General features: G+C 50.3%; 14 protein-coding genes. 8 read left to right on the plus strand and 6 right to left on the minus strand.

What is annotated here, in order from left to right; translation table 11 throughout:
* The first annotated feature begins 86 nt into the window (after positions 1 to 86).
* The 5 genes from IE092_RS06355 (at position 87) to IE092_RS06375 (ending at position 3,313) form a co-directional block, all read left to right on the plus strand.
* Positions 87 to 623, plus strand: coding sequence for a carboxymuconolactone decarboxylase family protein (locus tag IE092_RS06355; protein WP_189356190.1), 537 nt, complete (start codon positions 87 to 89; stop codon positions 621 to 623).
* Positions 624 to 692: 69 nt separating this feature from the next.
* Entirely contained in the window at positions 693 to 947 is a 255-nt protein-coding gene (gene grxC, locus IE092_RS06360) for a glutaredoxin 3 (protein WP_189356191.1), read from the plus strand.
* 57 nt (positions 948 to 1,004) lie between these two features.
* The gene (locus IE092_RS06365) at positions 1,005 to 2,129 is read left to right on the plus strand and encodes a hypothetical protein (protein ID WP_189356192.1); all 1,125 of its coding nucleotides are present in this window, start codon (positions 1,005 to 1,007) and stop codon (positions 2,127 to 2,129) included.
* 10 nt (positions 2,130 to 2,139) lie between these two features.
* Positions 2,140 to 2,790, plus strand: a complete 651-nt coding sequence (locus tag IE092_RS06370; protein WP_189356193.1) for a pyridoxamine 5'-phosphate oxidase family protein — start codon at positions 2,140 to 2,142, stop codon at positions 2,788 to 2,790.
* 34 nt (positions 2,791 to 2,824) lie between these two features.
* Positions 2,825 to 3,313, plus strand: coding sequence for a nuclear transport factor 2 family protein (locus IE092_RS06375; RefSeq protein WP_189356194.1), 489 nt, complete (start codon positions 2,825 to 2,827; stop codon positions 3,311 to 3,313).
* Between the two features lie 195 nt (positions 3,314 to 3,508).
* On the opposite strand, the gene IE092_RS06380 is transcribed toward IE092_RS06375, so the two are convergent.
* From IE092_RS06380 to IE092_RS06400, 5 genes are read right to left on the minus strand one after another with little or no spacing between them, the layout of a single operon-like run.
* Positions 3,509 to 4,048: a nitrous oxide reductase accessory protein NosL gene (locus IE092_RS06380; protein WP_229793063.1), complete on the minus strand. Its 540-nt coding sequence runs from the start codon at positions 4,046 to 4,048 to the stop codon at positions 3,509 to 3,511.
* On the minus strand, positions 4,045 to 4,860 hold the full coding sequence (locus tag IE092_RS06385) for an ABC transporter permease (protein WP_189356346.1): 816 nt from the start codon (positions 4,858 to 4,860) through the stop codon (positions 4,045 to 4,047). The genes IE092_RS06380 and IE092_RS06385 overlap by 4 nt, the downstream gene beginning before the upstream one ends.
* A 9-nt stretch (positions 4,861 to 4,869) precedes the next feature.
* Positions 4,870 to 5,850, minus strand: coding sequence for an ABC transporter ATP-binding protein (locus tag IE092_RS06390; protein WP_189356195.1), 981 nt, complete (start codon positions 5,848 to 5,850; stop codon positions 4,870 to 4,872).
* Positions 5,851 to 5,860: 10 nt separating this feature from the next.
* Positions 5,861 to 7,144 (minus strand): nitrous oxide reductase family maturation protein NosD, encoded by a 1,284-nt coding sequence (locus IE092_RS06395; protein ID WP_189356196.1) that lies wholly within the window; start codon positions 7,142 to 7,144, stop codon positions 5,861 to 5,863.
* Positions 7,141 to 9,687: a NosR/NirI family protein gene (locus IE092_RS06400; RefSeq protein WP_373295320.1), complete on the minus strand. Its 2,547-nt coding sequence runs from the start codon at positions 9,685 to 9,687 to the stop codon at positions 7,141 to 7,143. Before IE092_RS06400 ends, IE092_RS06395 begins: the two co-directional genes overlap by 4 nt.
* Here IE092_RS06400 and IE092_RS06405 point away from each other — a divergent pair.
* Positions 9,686 to 9,997, plus strand: a complete 312-nt coding sequence (locus IE092_RS06405; RefSeq protein ID WP_189356358.1) for a hypothetical protein — start codon at positions 9,686 to 9,688, stop codon at positions 9,995 to 9,997. The two genes, IE092_RS06400 and IE092_RS06405, sit on opposite strands and share 2 nt — an antisense overlap.
* 89 nt (positions 9,998 to 10,086) lie before the next feature.
* On the opposite strand, the gene nosZ is transcribed toward IE092_RS06405, so the two are convergent.
* Entirely contained in the window at positions 10,087 to 12,006 is a 1,920-nt protein-coding gene (gene nosZ, locus IE092_RS06410; RefSeq protein ID WP_189356197.1) for a TAT-dependent nitrous-oxide reductase, read from the minus strand.
* Between the two features lie 405 nt (positions 12,007 to 12,411).
* Here nosZ and IE092_RS06415 point away from each other — a divergent pair, with 405 nt between their 5' ends.
* Together IE092_RS06415 and IE092_RS06420 are read left to right on the plus strand one after the other, a co-directional pair.
* A complete protein-coding gene (locus IE092_RS06415) occupies positions 12,412 to 12,819 on the plus strand; it encodes a c-type cytochrome (RefSeq protein ID WP_189356198.1) in 408 nt (135 codons plus the stop codon).
* Positions 12,820 to 12,843: 24 nt separating this feature from the next.
* Complete coding sequence (locus IE092_RS06420; RefSeq protein WP_189356199.1) at positions 12,844 to 13,914, plus strand: FAD:protein FMN transferase; 1,071 nt, start codon at positions 12,844 to 12,846, stop codon at positions 13,912 to 13,914.
* The last annotated feature ends 217 nt before the right edge of the window (positions 13,915 to 14,131 follow it).

Raw genomic sequence — 14,131 nt, forward strand, 5'->3', positions numbered from 1 at the left:
CTTATTTCAAATACGATGATTCAGAATGCATTCCATCGTAGCAGCAAGCACGACACCGTGAATAACCCCCACCGAAAGGATGCACCATGAGCCGTATTCCCTTAGTCAGCACAGAACAAGCCAATGCCGAACAACAAGCCCTGTACGCCGCCATTCAGGCTGAGCTGGGCGTGGTTCCTAACTTCCTGAAAGTGTTTGCCCATTCGCCGGATGCACTGCGTGCCTTCCTCGGCCTGTACGGCATCGCCAAACACGGCAGCCTGGCACCCGCCACCCGCGAACGGATTGCGCTGGCGATTGCTCAGCAAAATTCCTGCGAATACTGCCTGTCTGCCCATACCGCACTGGGTAAGAAGGCCGGACTCAGCCATGAGGAAATCGGTGCAAACCGCGCCGGCAGCAGTCTGGATACGCAGGCAGCTGTGGCAGTCCGTCTGGCGCGCTCGCTGATGGAAAACCACGGTGAAGTCACCACCGCTGAATTGCTGGAAGCACGTGCCGCCGGTTTCAGCGACGCCGACATCGTGGAAATCATTACCCACGTTGGTTTAAACCTGCTGACCAATATGATAGGCAAAGCCAGCCGTATCGAGATCGACTTTCCGAAAGTCAGCCTGAACTGAAACACAGCACGGCAGCTGATCCTCCCCGTCGGTCTGCCGCAGCTGACATCCATCTGAACGGAGTCCGCCATGAACGATATCACCATGTACAGCACTGAAACCTGCCCTTACTGCCAGCGTGCCGACCAGTTACTGGCGGCAAAAGGCATCAGCATCAGAAAAATCCGCGTGGATTTGTCTGAGCAGGCATTTGCCGAAATGCAAAGCAAAACCGGCATGCGCAGTGTGCCGCAAATCTTTATCGGCCAGCGTCATATCGGTGGATACAGCGATCTGGCCGCGCTGGAACAAAGTGGCCAGCTGGACGGCTTGCTGCACGCTTAACACTGCCATCTGATTCTGCGCGCTATCACCTGTTCATACTTACTAATGGAGTTCCCCATGCTTTCCGCCGTGTTGCCTTTACGCCAGTCTGATGCGCCTGCCAGTATGGCCATGCCTTACGCGCCGCAAGTACGCTTGCCGGACGGCAGTCTGGCAACGCCACAGCACTACAAGCTGTATCAGCAAAACCCGGACAGCGTGGCGGAATTGCTGAGTCAGATCAGCTTTGACCAGCACACCCTGCTGTTTTGTGATCAGGACCAGCAAGGCATGTATCTGCAAACCGGCTTAATCGGACGGGAAAATTATGAACACGGACAGCGCCTGCGTCCGCACAAGCTGGTATATGGCCGCCGCTGGCGCATCGACAGCGATATGCCGGACCATGAAATCGTGCAGACTGCATTCCTGGCGATCAAGAAAGCCCGTGAGCATGAAGTGCGTGAACTGCTGACTATCCATCTGCCACATTCCACGCGCGCCAGCGCGCCGCTGAGCAGCCATCAGGACATGGCACTGATGCAAACGCAGGCAGCTTTTTTACAAGCGCCACCCGCGACACGCCGCATGCTGAAAGCAGCGCGAACCGATGCACTGCGCGCACGCCTGCAAAGCCTGCGCTTTGCGCAACGCCCTGTGCATTTACTACATGCAGAACAAGGTCGCAATGGCGATATGTTGCTGGATCTGCAAATCGGTGCCGCGCCGCTGGCACGTCATCTGGAAGGAGATTTTCCGGAATTCAGCGATCTGCAATTCAGCGTTACCGTGCCGGGCAATGCGCCGCATCAACTGATGTATGCACTGATGGACGCGCTGATACAGCATAGTGACCGCTATGTGGAGCAGCATTTCCGTGTCAATGGCTTTGCCCGCTTCAGCCGCGATCTTGATCCGCAAGCCATCGCCGCACTGTCGCTGCAAAGCCGCCCGTATGCCAGAGATATGCGCGACGCACGCTTTGCCGCCGCATTTCAGCAAGCCAACTTTGCAGTCGATGCAGCCCGCGCTGCACCACTGGGCAGCGGCAAACTGGCGGACATCAACCGCCGCAAGCTGCAACAGTTTCCGGCACTGGGTGGTCATTTACCCGCCGGATATGCGCCCGGTACCTCCGTTCCCGCAGGGTTTGCCTCATGGCGCACGTATCTCGCGGGTATTGATGAAATGAGTTCTAAATAAGGAGTCAGCCATGCCACGTGCGTTTACACAACTGTACTTTACCGACTCTGTGAAGGCGGCGCAGGCCGATTACGGCAGCCGTGCCAGCAATCTGGCATTAGAGCGCAGCGAAGACAGCCGCGACAGCCTTGGTGAATATGAGGCCGCGTTTATTGAAACACGCGACAGTTTTTATCAGGCTACCGTGAATGAAAACGGCTGGCCTTATGTGCAGCATCGCGGCGGCCCCGCCGGTTTTCTGCAAGTGCTGGATGAACAAACCATTGCGTTTGCGGACTTCAATGGCAATCGCCAGTACATCAGCGTTGGTAATCTGCGCAGCAACAACCGGATTGCGCTGATTCTGATGGATTACCGCAACCGCCGCCGTTTAAAGCTGTGGGGCCGCGTGCGTATTGTGCATGAAGCGGAAGATCCGGCGCTGATTGCACGGCTGGAAAACCCGACCTACCGCGCCCGCATCGAGCGTGCCATCGTGATTGATGTGGAAGCCTTTGACTGGAATTGCCCTAAGCACATTACGCCGCGTTACACAGAGCAGGAAGTCAGTGAAATGGCGGAAGCAATGCAGCAGCAAATCGCGCAACTGAGCGCCGAACGTGACGCCTTGCTTGCCGCCTTATCCGGCACAATCACATCTGCGGATCAGCATGCGCAATAACCTGAATATTCTGATTCATATGAAAGGAAAAACCATGCAAACCAACGCCGTACCGGCATCCGCCATCATTCTCACACCGCCGTTCACGCTGGAAACTGCGATCCAAAAAGTGCGTCTTGCTGAGGATGCGTGGAATTCGCGTAATCCGGAAAAAGTGTCGCTGGCGTACACCGAAGACAGTCTCTGGCGTAATCGCGATCAGTTTCTGCAGGGGCGTGAGCAAATCGTTCCCTTTTTAAGCGCCAAATGGGAAAAAGAACAGGAATACCGCCTGATCAAAGAAATCTGGGCGCATGATCAGAACCGTATCGCCGTGCGCTTTGCCTACGAATGGCGCGATCATCAGGACAACTGGTTCCGCTCTTACGGTAATGAAAACTGGGAATTCGCAGCGAATGGCCTGATGGCAAAGCGCCATGCCAGTATCAACGACTTGCGGATCACGGATGACCAGCGCCTGTTCTTCTGGCCACAGGGCCGCCGCCCGGATGATTACCCCGGTCTCAGCGAACTGGGCTTGTAAACTCGGCCGCCGCGATTTGGCTGTCAGATCCGTATTTCATGCCATTTTTTACCTGAAATGCGGATCTGTGCACAGGGATATGGCGCTCGCCGGCGAAAAGTCCGGGCCTCAGAAAATGAATAATGAGGATTTCTGCATGATACAAATCACTGCCGGGATGAACGGCTTCCGGGAGCAGCAAGCAAACATCTGGAATTACATTTTTTCGTCGTGCAAGGCGCCGCCACTTAAATCCACCATACCTTTATTGATTTCCTTAAACCGTAACAATTTCCCGCCCCATTCGCTCATATATTTTTTTGCATCGGCTTCCTGAGAAAAACTGGCGATAGTCGGCCCCATAGACCCCTGACGCTTGCTGCCAACGACGTAATACCCGTTTGACGGCTCCATCCAGTATTCACGCGGATTATCCCAGTTAGCTTTGCCCATATCCTGCACATACATGCTTTCGATCTTGCGTACCTGCTCAGGCGCGAGCACCGCATGAAAAAACTCTATGGTGTCGCAAAAAAAGCTGACGTCTTTTTCACCTTCGTACTTAATCTGGGCTTTTGGTCCCGGATAATCCGCCAGCGTCATACCATCCAGACTGCAGATCTCTTTTTCTGTAATTTCTTTGGCAGCTGCCTGCCTGGCCGCCTTATCTTCGTCACAAGCACTTAAACTCAGAACTCCGGTCAGTGCGAATGCCGCAAGAACATAAGAGCCGAAAACTTCTTTTTTGAATTTCACGATTTAAATCTCCATTGTGCCAGCCATACAGGAAGAACTATCCATTGCAGCATCACCAGAACCATTACCCAGGGCTTTGCCAGCAGTGGCGGAATAATGCTGCTGAAACCATATGCAGTACGGATATCATCCAGCGAAAAAATGTTAATAATCCGGAACACATCGGTCGGATTCAGCAACAGCAGATAAGCAAAAATATCTGCCCCGTAATGTCCGCTCGTGCTGACCAGCGCACCAAGCAACAACAAGTCAAAGACAAGAACAAAGAAAAACCACAAGGCGATGGCCAGCCCGGATGCGCGGGTACGTTCTCTGGTCACGACAGAGAGCAACACTGCCATACTTAAAAAAGCCAGTCCCAGAAGCGCTGAACTGCCTACGAAAGATAAGTAAGCACTTAAACCCGTCCAGCCGAACTGCTGCAGCATCAGTAATGCGACAAGTGAAAAACCCAGTGTCAGAGATACTGTCAGTGTCGCGGCCAGTCCCAGATATTTACCGAGCAGAATTTCAAACCGCGTCACCGGCAAAGCACACAGCAAATCCAGTGAGCCTCGTTCCCGCTCACCAACGATAGTATCGAAACCGAGTAGCAGTGAAATCAAAGGAATCAGATAGATCACCAGACTGACCAGACTGGTGATCGTAATCTCGATCGACTTCATACCGACCTGCCCCTGTTGCGCACCGCCAAAGTATGTAATCACCAGAGAAAATACGGTAAATACCAGCGCGACCACCAGTACCCAGCGATTTCTTAAACGGTCACGAAATTCTTTACCGGCCAGCGTGAATACCTGCATCCATTCCATCATGGTTTCCTAATCCGATATTCCGAAAAAAACTTCTTCCAGTGTCGCTTCCTGCAAATGCATATCCTGCACCAGACCAGGAATTTCCATCATTCTTTCCAGCACCTGCATTTTGTACGAACGCGGGCAATGCACCTCTAAACCATCAGTTAAGGTACGTGTGCTGACGCCGGCGTCAAAAAAAGTGCTGAGTTGCGCTTGCAGCTTGCTGATATTGTGTGCAGCAATGACTACCCGCATAGTCAAAGGCAGATGGGCTTTTTTTCGTAACTGATCAATACTGCCAATTGCCTGTATTTGCCCGGCAGCCATAATCGCCAGTTTGTCCACCCGCTCCTGCAACTCAGCCAGAATGTGTGAGGTGATCATGATCGTCACGCCGCGCTGCTTCAGCGTGTTGAGCACTGTATAGAAATCACGTATCGCCTGCGGATCCAGACCATTGGTAGGTTCATCCAGAAAAAGCACTTCGGGCTGCCCGAGCAATGCCTGGGCGAACCCGAGTCGCTGACGCATACCTTTTGAGTATTCCCGGACCGGCTTGCTGCCTGCGTGTTCCAACCCCACTTCGGTCAGCCTTTCGAGGCAATGATTGCGGCTGTCAGGTCCATTCATACCCTTCAGTTTTGCAAAAAACTGCAAAGTTTCCAGACCATTTAAGTTGTCGTATAAAACGACATTTTCGGGCAGATAACCGATCTGACGCCTTACCTGCCGGAAATGGCGACCCTGTACCGACTTACCGTTAATCAGCAAATCACCTGAACTGGGAGCAATCAGTCCCAGCAACATTTTAAACAGCGTACTCTTGCCGGCACCGTTGTGACCGATCAGACCAAATATCTCGCCCTGGTGTACGGATAAATTCACATTCTTTACCGCGCTCAGATCGCCATAGCGCTTACTGACATCGCGCACCTGTATCACGCTGACGGTCTCACTCTGAGGTACTGCATCTGCCAACAGTGCGCAAACTTCCTTCGTTTCCATGTTCATCGTTCTACATTCCCGGATAATGCATTCCAAACCAGAGGCCAATATTATTGTTGCCGGGGTGCATACGCGGATGCGGGTCCACAACACTGGGAACACGCAAAACCGGAAATTGCTGCGAAACACCACGCAATACCTGCACCGCCGGACTTCCCGCCAGCAACTGCGAGCTCGGATAACGCCAGTTCATTCTGTCCACCAGATTATTTGCCTCGTATGCCAGATCGCCACGCTGATCACCATTGCGATCCCAGCCAGCATAGTTACTCCAGTAATTTCCTGTGCGCACGCCCCAAATTTCATCTTTCGCACCGACATAGCGGACTTGCTCGCGATTTGCGACGAAGTCGTTCCCCTCTACCTGGTTATAGTTAGAACCTGCAGACAAATGCACACCGACACGGTTATCAACCACTAGATTATTTTTCAGCGTGACATAGCCAACATCGTAAATAAACAAGCCCCGGTTATTGCCCGCAATAATATTATTTTCAATCACGGAATCCTGAATGGTACGCAGCATGATGCCGTGATCTGAATTGCCCCAGGTGCGGTTATTTCTGACGATCTGATCACGGGTTTCCATCAGCGCCAGTCCGCCACGGTTATAGTAACTGTCATTGTTTTCCCACACGTTATAGTAAGAATTCATGTAATGGCTGCCGTAGCGGCTGTGATGCAATTTATTCCCTTTAAAAAGCGCATGATGTGAAACATCAACATATAAGGCATCGCGCACAAAACTGATATGGTTATTGAGAATTTTTGCGCCATTGGTGTTATATAACTGAACCCCGTTGCCGCGCTGAGAAGAATTGTAATCACGCTTACCGGTGATAGTATTAGCTTCGATCAACACATCATTTGACTTTTCTATCCATAAACCAAACAGGTTATATGTCAGCTCACTGTTCCGAACGACAGCACGGTGTGCGCCGGGAAAAATATAAATGCCGGCATTCTGATCTTTTAAGCTGTCACCGGAATCACGTACGATCAGTCCCTCCAGAACAACATCGGGAGCGGTTACCCGTATGGTATCGCCGTGCATCCCCCCGCTCAGCGTGGGCCTTCTCAGGCCACGCAATGTCAGTCGCTTATTAACCAGAAAATTCCCGACATACAGGCCACGTTCAATCTCCAGCACATCTCCGTCCTGTGCATCGGAAATCGCAGCCTGTAATGAGCTTCCTGCTTTAACTAATACTGTCTTGGCATGAGTAATGGCTGCGGTGCCGCCCCAAAAAGCGAACAGCAGTAACACATACCATCTTTTCAGAGAAATCCTCATACATTCAGACCGGAGAAAAATTTGAGTATTAAGAACAGGGCCGCACCGATGATCAGATTTTTAAAGCAGACATAACTGAACATATCCATCAGACTGGCGTAACGGTACTGCGCACGCCACCAGGGACCTTCTTTGACATAGCGCTGGTTCAGCATACGCAGCACAAGCTCATACATGCTCCAGCCAAACCACAATGCAATGATCACACCGGACGCCAGTTTTCCTATTGCCGCAAAAATCCATGCCAGACTCACACCGGCGGCGACGACGAATCCGGTTAATTGCCATATTTTATTTTTTTGCCAGGCAGTGCGTTGCCATGGCCACAAATGGTGCTTCAGCTCCTGCATCAGCCACCCCCATCTGCGAGACTGCGTTAAATGCGCGGGATAAACAGGTTCACTTGCCATACGCGGATCAGGGCCGGCCTTCGGCACATTCCTGATTTCTTGTATCGGAATGAAATACCCGTCTTTTCCTATCGGCGTCATTCTGAGGCCCGCTTTCTCGCGTTGCTTCCGCTCTTTCGCCAGAGGCGGACAAGCATGCGGTTCGGTATACAGCACCATACAATCGAGGCAATGCAGGCATTCACGATGATCTATACGGCCATTCTTATCAATTGCCAGTGAACCGCAGCCAACCGCACAGGCCTTACAGGAGTTGCAGTCCTGCTTACGTTTCAGACCAAACCAGCGAAATGTACTGGGAATGGCCAGCGCTGCACCCAGAGGACAGATGTACTTACAGTAGGGGCGCTCGATAAACAAAGAAACAGCAAGCAATACGCATACGAATAGACCATAAGGCCACGCACGATGCGTGATGCCGACCAGAAACGTGGTCTTAAAGGGTTCGACCTCCGCCAATACTTCGGCAAGCCCCATAGAGAACAGAGAAACCGATAACAGTCCAAGAAATATCGCGTATTTCAGCCACTTCAGTTTATCGTGAACCGCGTGCGGAACATGCGACTGAAAGCGTTTCAGACCGATTTTTCCGGCAACTTTATACAATGCTTCGGAGAGCGATCCAAACGGGCAAAGCCACCCGCAAAATAAACCTCGTCCGTACAGGAAAACAGTCAGAATAATAAAAATCCAGAATACAAAAATAAACGGATCACTCAGGAACAGCGACCACGTCCACTGGAACAAAATGGAATGAAACCAGGTCAGCACCTGTGTAATAGAAGGCTGAGCCATTGCACCGAAGCCTACAAAACCGATACTCAGTAGCCACGCGCTGTATTTAAACAGATTGACCGGCCATTTATTTTTGAGTGTGGCCCGGCGCGTCAGTTTTTCACGGAATGCATATACAACTGTCACCGACATCAGCAACAGAACAAACAAAGCGACAGGCAGCGCCCGGCTTTTCCAGATACCAATCCACGCGGCATCATCTGCATCTGCCTGAGGCCGATCTCCGTTGAAAAGCTCATCCGCAAGCCATAAAGTCTGCTCAAAATTTGCAAAGCTTTTTGCGCCGGTTGCACGATCAATCCGGTTACCGAGAAATGCAAGAGTCCACGGATATGCCGGTGAAAACGCCTGAGAACGAATGATGAAAATTGCGGATTCATTGTATGCGGGTGCGCCCTGTGCCTGTACACCATATAAGTTCACATAATCTAAATCACGGAATGTAAAAGAATCCGCCCCCTGCTTTACCCGTATCCGGTCATACATTCCGCCGCGCACAAAGCCCGATCCTTTAAAAGATTCATTACCGTTGCTGCGTATAATAAAAATGGCATGTTCACTCTCCTTCAGATGGGCATGCAAATTACGGTAATTTTCTTCACCCAGCACACTGATGCCGACATCCGGATGATTCAGATCTCCGAACCACATTTCAATAAATGGTGTTTCTGATTTAGGCAGACCTACCTGCTCGGTATGCACCAGAATTTTTTTTATACTGCCCAGGCTGACAAGCTCGCTCCAGCTATATTTTTTATTTTTTATCTTGTAATCCGGTTGCAGTCTTACCGTTGGCGCCAGAATACCAACCTGCTTTGCCACGGCCGTTCCGGCTGCCATCATGACCTGATTCTGCACAATCACGGTCACGGTTGCACCGGAAATTGCGTCGACTCCAAGTATCCCTTCAGCGGGCCGGCCGGGCCCCACTTCGATCTTGTCGGCGACCGATCTTCCTATGTATTGCTGATTGAATTTCAGTAAAGCAGCCTCAGGAATACCCAGTAATAAAATCGGTTCCGAATGTTTCAGCACTTTGATACCGACAAATTTCCCCTGTATATCCATACCAATCAGCGTAACAACCGGCTTACCGGAATACGCTGGCGTGTCAGTGATATCCGTAGACAACATCACATAGCCGATCAGCTTTTTTTGTCCGCCTTGCTCACTGTATGCTTCGACGTATGGGGGATTTCCAAGACGCTCTGAGAATATTGCTGCACCCGGAAATACTTCCCCGCATGGCACCAGCGCACACATATTTTTTGCTGTTTTCAGATTTTCGGGTAGTACCGCCTCATATGCACCTGTACTGGCATAACTGAATGCAGGCATGAGCCCGTATATCATCAGACAGGAAATTATTTGCATACACATTGTCATCCATACGGATGACCTGCCGGACACGCCACTCATACACCTGAAAACCATGCTCATTTCCTTACGAATGCAATCTTCAGACAATCCGCTATACCACCGATATACCGCGGAAAATATCAGCCGAGAACAGATTTTTTTTACGAAGCTGATCTGCAGAATGCCACGCTCTTATGCGCGGAACCGCCTGATAAAAACGATGCTGCGTTTTTTCATTAAAATTCATCAAAAACATATCGCCACTCTTAAAAAAGCGGTGTTGACCTGAATTTTGAAGAGTCTCTGATTTGATGTGCTTTAAAATAAAAAAGGCAGCGCCCGACCTGGGTCAAACGCCACCTGAGCTACAACTACCGGTTAAGCTTCAACAATCATGCGGGTGCGCATCTCCAGATGCAGTGCATGACAGAAATGGGTGCAATAACACCAGAACACACCCGGCTTATCAGCAATGAAGCTGACCGAGGCGGTTTCTTGTGGATTGACAATGAAATTAATATTGTATTTAGGAATGGCGAAGCCGTGAGTCAGATCTTCGATCTTGTCCAGATTCGTTAAAATCAGGGTAACTTCATCACCTTTCTTCAGTTTGAACTCCCGCATACTGAATGCCGGTGCCAGCGAAGTCAGCCTGACTGTCACTTTTTTACCGTTTCTGACCACACCGGAATCTTTGGCATCTTTTACCGCTAACGGGAATTCATTCAGATCGTAAACTTGTTTAGGACGTACCAGATCACGTTTAAAAATGATGAAATCGTGCGGCTCACCACGCACAGGGTGATCTGCCATCAGAACCATTTTCTCACCGGAGATATCGATCAACTGCTCATTCTCAGGATGTAAAGGTCCGACAGGCAGGAAGCGGTCCTTCGAGAATTTGCAACCTACAGCCAGATATTTACCATCCGCTGCCTTTGTTTCCGATTGCGATGCATTTAAGTGACCGGGCTGATATTGCACATCAAGCCGGTCAACCACGTACTTCGCCGTTTTATCTCCGCTGTGGAACTTAATCGCTGCAGCCACATTCCATTTCACAATCTGCGAATCCAGAAACAAGGTAGTAAATGCATTTCCGCGTCCATCGAACGCTGTATGCAAAGGTCCCAGTCCCAGTTCTACTTCAGCGACAATTGCACCGTCGATTTTTTCCAGCTTTCCGTCAAACCAGTCCAGCACTCTGGACAGATCAATTACCGTAGCCGTTGGTGATAATTTACCGGCACAAATGAAATATTTTCCGTCCGGGCTCGCATTCACACCGTGCGGGTTTTTAGGTACGCTGACATACGCTGTCAATGCCGTCTTCGGGTCTTTGTTTGCAGCATGAGTTCCGTCGACGACAGGTACTTTTGAATCACCGATAGTTTTAAATTTTCCGGCTTTAACAGCCTCTTCAATACGCGCGACGTTAAAAAACAGGCAGGCATCCCGTTCGGCTGACATCATATCTTCATAATGCACACCCATTTCAGTATTGTACTGATTGGTTGCAGCCAGCTTACCATCGTACGAAGTCGCGACCAGATCGCAATTGCCATCAATCAGCACCTGCCATCGCACTTCCATTGTTTCTGCATCCACACAAGAGAACAATGAACGATACTGGCTACTGTCTTCAGTACCAGCATTTGGTAATGGCACCGAGAATTCACCACCACAGAAAACACGGGTGGTATAGTTAATTTTCGGATCCACAGGATCGCGTTTATCCGGGAAAATTCCGTGAAAACCCTGTACATTCGGCAGCTCAGTAATTTTGTCACAAATAAAATAGTCGAGCCGGATACGCGCTATTCTTGAATTTATTTTGTCATTGATGAATGCATAGCGTCCATCGTAATTTCCGTCTTTATAAGAGGCATGGGTGTGATGCGTATCTGCGACGGTATATTTCAAACTACCATCCGGCTTGGTTCCCATCACTTTTTTAGATTCGTTTGTGATACCCCAGCCGACCAAAGCATCGGGTACGAAGCAAGGAATACGTAAAATTTCTCTCCCGGACGGGATGCCCAGCACACGCATATCACCCGTGTGACCGCCACTCCATAAACCATAGTATTCGTCCAGTTCACCCGGCTTTAAGTGCGCAGGATTCGAATTTCCCTGTGCATGTGCGCTGGCCGACCCTGCAGCCGATGCTGCCATAGACGAAGGTTTCTCAGAACAGGCGACCAGGCCACCAAGGCTTGCTATTGCAGCAGTATTCAGAAAACTCCGACGGCTCGTCAGTGCAGCACTATCACTTTTTATTTTCTTATCTTCACTCATTACTAACCCCTCATGTCAACAGTACGAATACTCACTTAAAAATCGAAAAACAAGTTGAAAGCCATGTATTTCACAGAAGAATTTAATTCCAGATTTGAGCCGTAAATGCCCGACACTCAAAATGATCTTTTTAAAAAAGTTCCTGATATCAGGTTTTATTTGAATTTTTCATAAAATGACTTTTTTAAGAATTGACGAATGCATTCCGAATCATGCTACTGAGGTGCACTAAAAATAATTGACGCGAGTCAAGAAAAAACATACGCGGGTAAATTTGTTATTTCAGGTTGATTTACTGCAAACCTGATATTGGTTGAAAATTCTCCATACGCATTTAATGTATCTTTTTAAGTATTCAGACCGATATCCGGTACCCACTATTTCGCCATGACGAGGATTTAAGAAATGAAAAAAACAACGCTAATCTTAGGTTTACTTATCGCCGCAGTATCTTTGAGTGCCTGTAACAAATCCGCTGAAAATACGACCGCGAAAGAGTCCGGTCCGTCTGCCAGCAGTACAGCAGCAGCCAGCCCGGCGACAGAGGCAGTTGCTGAAAATCCGTTGGGGAAAAAAGTCTACGGCTCAACTTGCTCTATGTGCCATGCAGCAAATGTTGCCGGTGCTCCGAAACCCGGTGATAAAGCTGATTGGGCGCCGCGAATTCAGCAAGGTATGGATGTTTTATATAAACATGCTATCGAGGGATTTACCGGTGCAAAAGGTCAAATGCCGCCCCGTGGCGGCGCAGCGTCACTTAGTGATGACGAAGTCAAAGCTGGTGTGGACTTTATGGTGAATCAGTCACGTTAATCGTTATATTGCGAGGATTCACACATGCGACAACAGCCCGTCTCCGCCATCCGTAACGACTCCTGCGTTCAGCAGCGCCGGCGTCTGTTGTTGTCCTTACCCGCCTTTGCCTGCGGTGTCGTTGTCGCCGCCCCTCCGGTCCAGCGCGATATCCTTCGTATAACGAAAATTTTGATGGGTACGCAACTGGAAATCTGCCTCCAGGGCAATGATGCAGGTGTTTTGAGGCGGGCAGCCAGTGCCGCTGTGCAGGAGATGGAACGACTTTCGCAGATGATGAGCCGTTTTCATACAGCGTCCGTCGTCAATGCCCTGCACTATGCCTCAGGTCTGCGTCCGATTCCGGTACCGCCGGAATTGTTCAGCGTCCTTCGCATGGCGAAAGAGCGGGCCCGGCTGAGTCATGGTGCATTCGATCCGACCGTCGGGGCTTATAAGGACTGGCGGTTTGACGGCACATTCGACCGAAGCCCCGGATCATTGCAATTGGCGCAGCAAAGGCTACTGGTAAATGCAGATCAGTTGATTCTTGATCCGTTGCGACAAACAGCTTTTCTGCAGAAAAGAGGTATGCGTCTCGATTTAGGCGGGATCGCAAAACTTCCGATTCTGCAGGCGGGCTTAAAAGTCATCGAAAATATGGGGGTTGAGAACGCTATGCTGAACGGTGGCGGAGATGTTTTTGTCAAAGGCAAGCTAAATCAGCAACCGTGGCGCATAGGTTTACGTGATCCGCGTCAACCGGCAGCACTGCTGGGGCAGATCGCGCTTAGTGATGGAATAGTTGCTGCATCGGGAGACTATGAACGCTTTTTCTTTGAAAATGGACAGCGTCAGCATCATATTCTGAATCCGGAAACTGGTTTACCTACGCGAGGCCCGCACGGACTGGCATTGGTGGCGCATCATACCTCCTCCCTTTTACGAGATATCAACGGCCTCGGTACGGCGCTCATGGTGGCAGGCAGTGCACGCGCACGTCAGATGCTGGCAGCCCTGCCAAATGTGGATGCATTTATTGTTCATCATGACGAGTCGCTCTGGCTCTCCGAAGGCATGAAACATCGCTTGCTGAAAACAGCAATTCAGCGCTGACTTCCCGGCTTGCCATCCACCATCATCGCGCGAATCTGCGGCACTAGGAAAATTCCGGCTGTTTTCCGGCCATTTTGGCCTGAAATGCGGATCTGAGTACAGGCATTTGGCGCTCGCCGGCAGAAAGTCTGGCTGTCCGGAAACCGGTGATGATGATTTTTGCACAGTAAGCGCCACAATGGCGTCCGCCGCCCGGTGCTTCATTGCCACTGTCAGA

The sequence above is a fragment of the Cognatundibacterium squillarum genome (assembly GCF_014652435.1).
In the GTDB taxonomy this organism is placed as follows: Bacteria; Pseudomonadota; Gammaproteobacteria; order Burkholderiales; family Burkholderiaceae_D; genus Undibacterium; species Undibacterium squillarum.

Excerpts from the sequence above, each read along its gene's own strand:
- IE092_RS06355 (WP_189356190.1), top strand. The coding sequence starts at position 87 with ATGAGCCGTATTCCCTTAGTCAGCACAGAACAAGCCAATGCCGAACAA.
- grxC (WP_189356191.1), top strand. The coding sequence starts at position 693 with ATGAACGATATCACCATGTACAGCACTGAAACCTGCCCTTACTGCCAG.
- IE092_RS06365 (WP_189356192.1), top strand. The coding sequence starts at position 1,005 with ATGCTTTCCGCCGTGTTGCCTTTACGCCAGTCTGATGCGCCTGCCAGT.
- IE092_RS06370 (WP_189356193.1), top strand. The coding sequence starts at position 2,140 with ATGCCACGTGCGTTTACACAACTGTACTTTACCGACTCTGTGAAGGCG.
- IE092_RS06375 (WP_189356194.1), top strand. The coding sequence starts at position 2,825 with ATGCAAACCAACGCCGTACCGGCATCCGCCATCATTCTCACACCGCCG.
- IE092_RS06385 (WP_189356346.1), bottom strand. The coding sequence starts at position 4,860 with ATGGAATGGATGCAGGTATTCACGCTGGCCGGTAAAGAATTTCGTGAC.
- IE092_RS06390 (WP_189356195.1), bottom strand. The coding sequence starts at position 5,850 with ATGGAAACGAAGGAAGTTTGCGCACTGTTGGCAGATGCAGTACCTCAG.
- IE092_RS06395 (WP_189356196.1), bottom strand. The coding sequence starts at position 7,144 with ATGAGGATTTCTCTGAAAAGATGGTATGTGTTACTGCTGTTCGCTTTT.
- IE092_RS06405 (WP_189356358.1), top strand. The coding sequence starts at position 9,686 with ATGAGCCCGTATATCATCAGACAGGAAATTATTTGCATACACATTGTC.
- IE092_RS06400 (WP_373295320.1), bottom strand. The coding sequence starts at position 9,687 with ATGCCTGCATTCAGTTATGCCAGTACAGGTGCATATGAGGCGGTACTA.
- nosZ (WP_189356197.1), bottom strand. The coding sequence starts at position 12,006 with ATGAGTGAAGATAAGAAAATAAAAAGTGATAGTGCTGCACTGACGAGC.
- IE092_RS06415 (WP_189356198.1), top strand. The coding sequence starts at position 12,412 with ATGAAAAAAACAACGCTAATCTTAGGTTTACTTATCGCCGCAGTATCT.
- IE092_RS06420 (WP_189356199.1), top strand. The coding sequence starts at position 12,844 with ATGCGACAACAGCCCGTCTCCGCCATCCGTAACGACTCCTGCGTTCAG.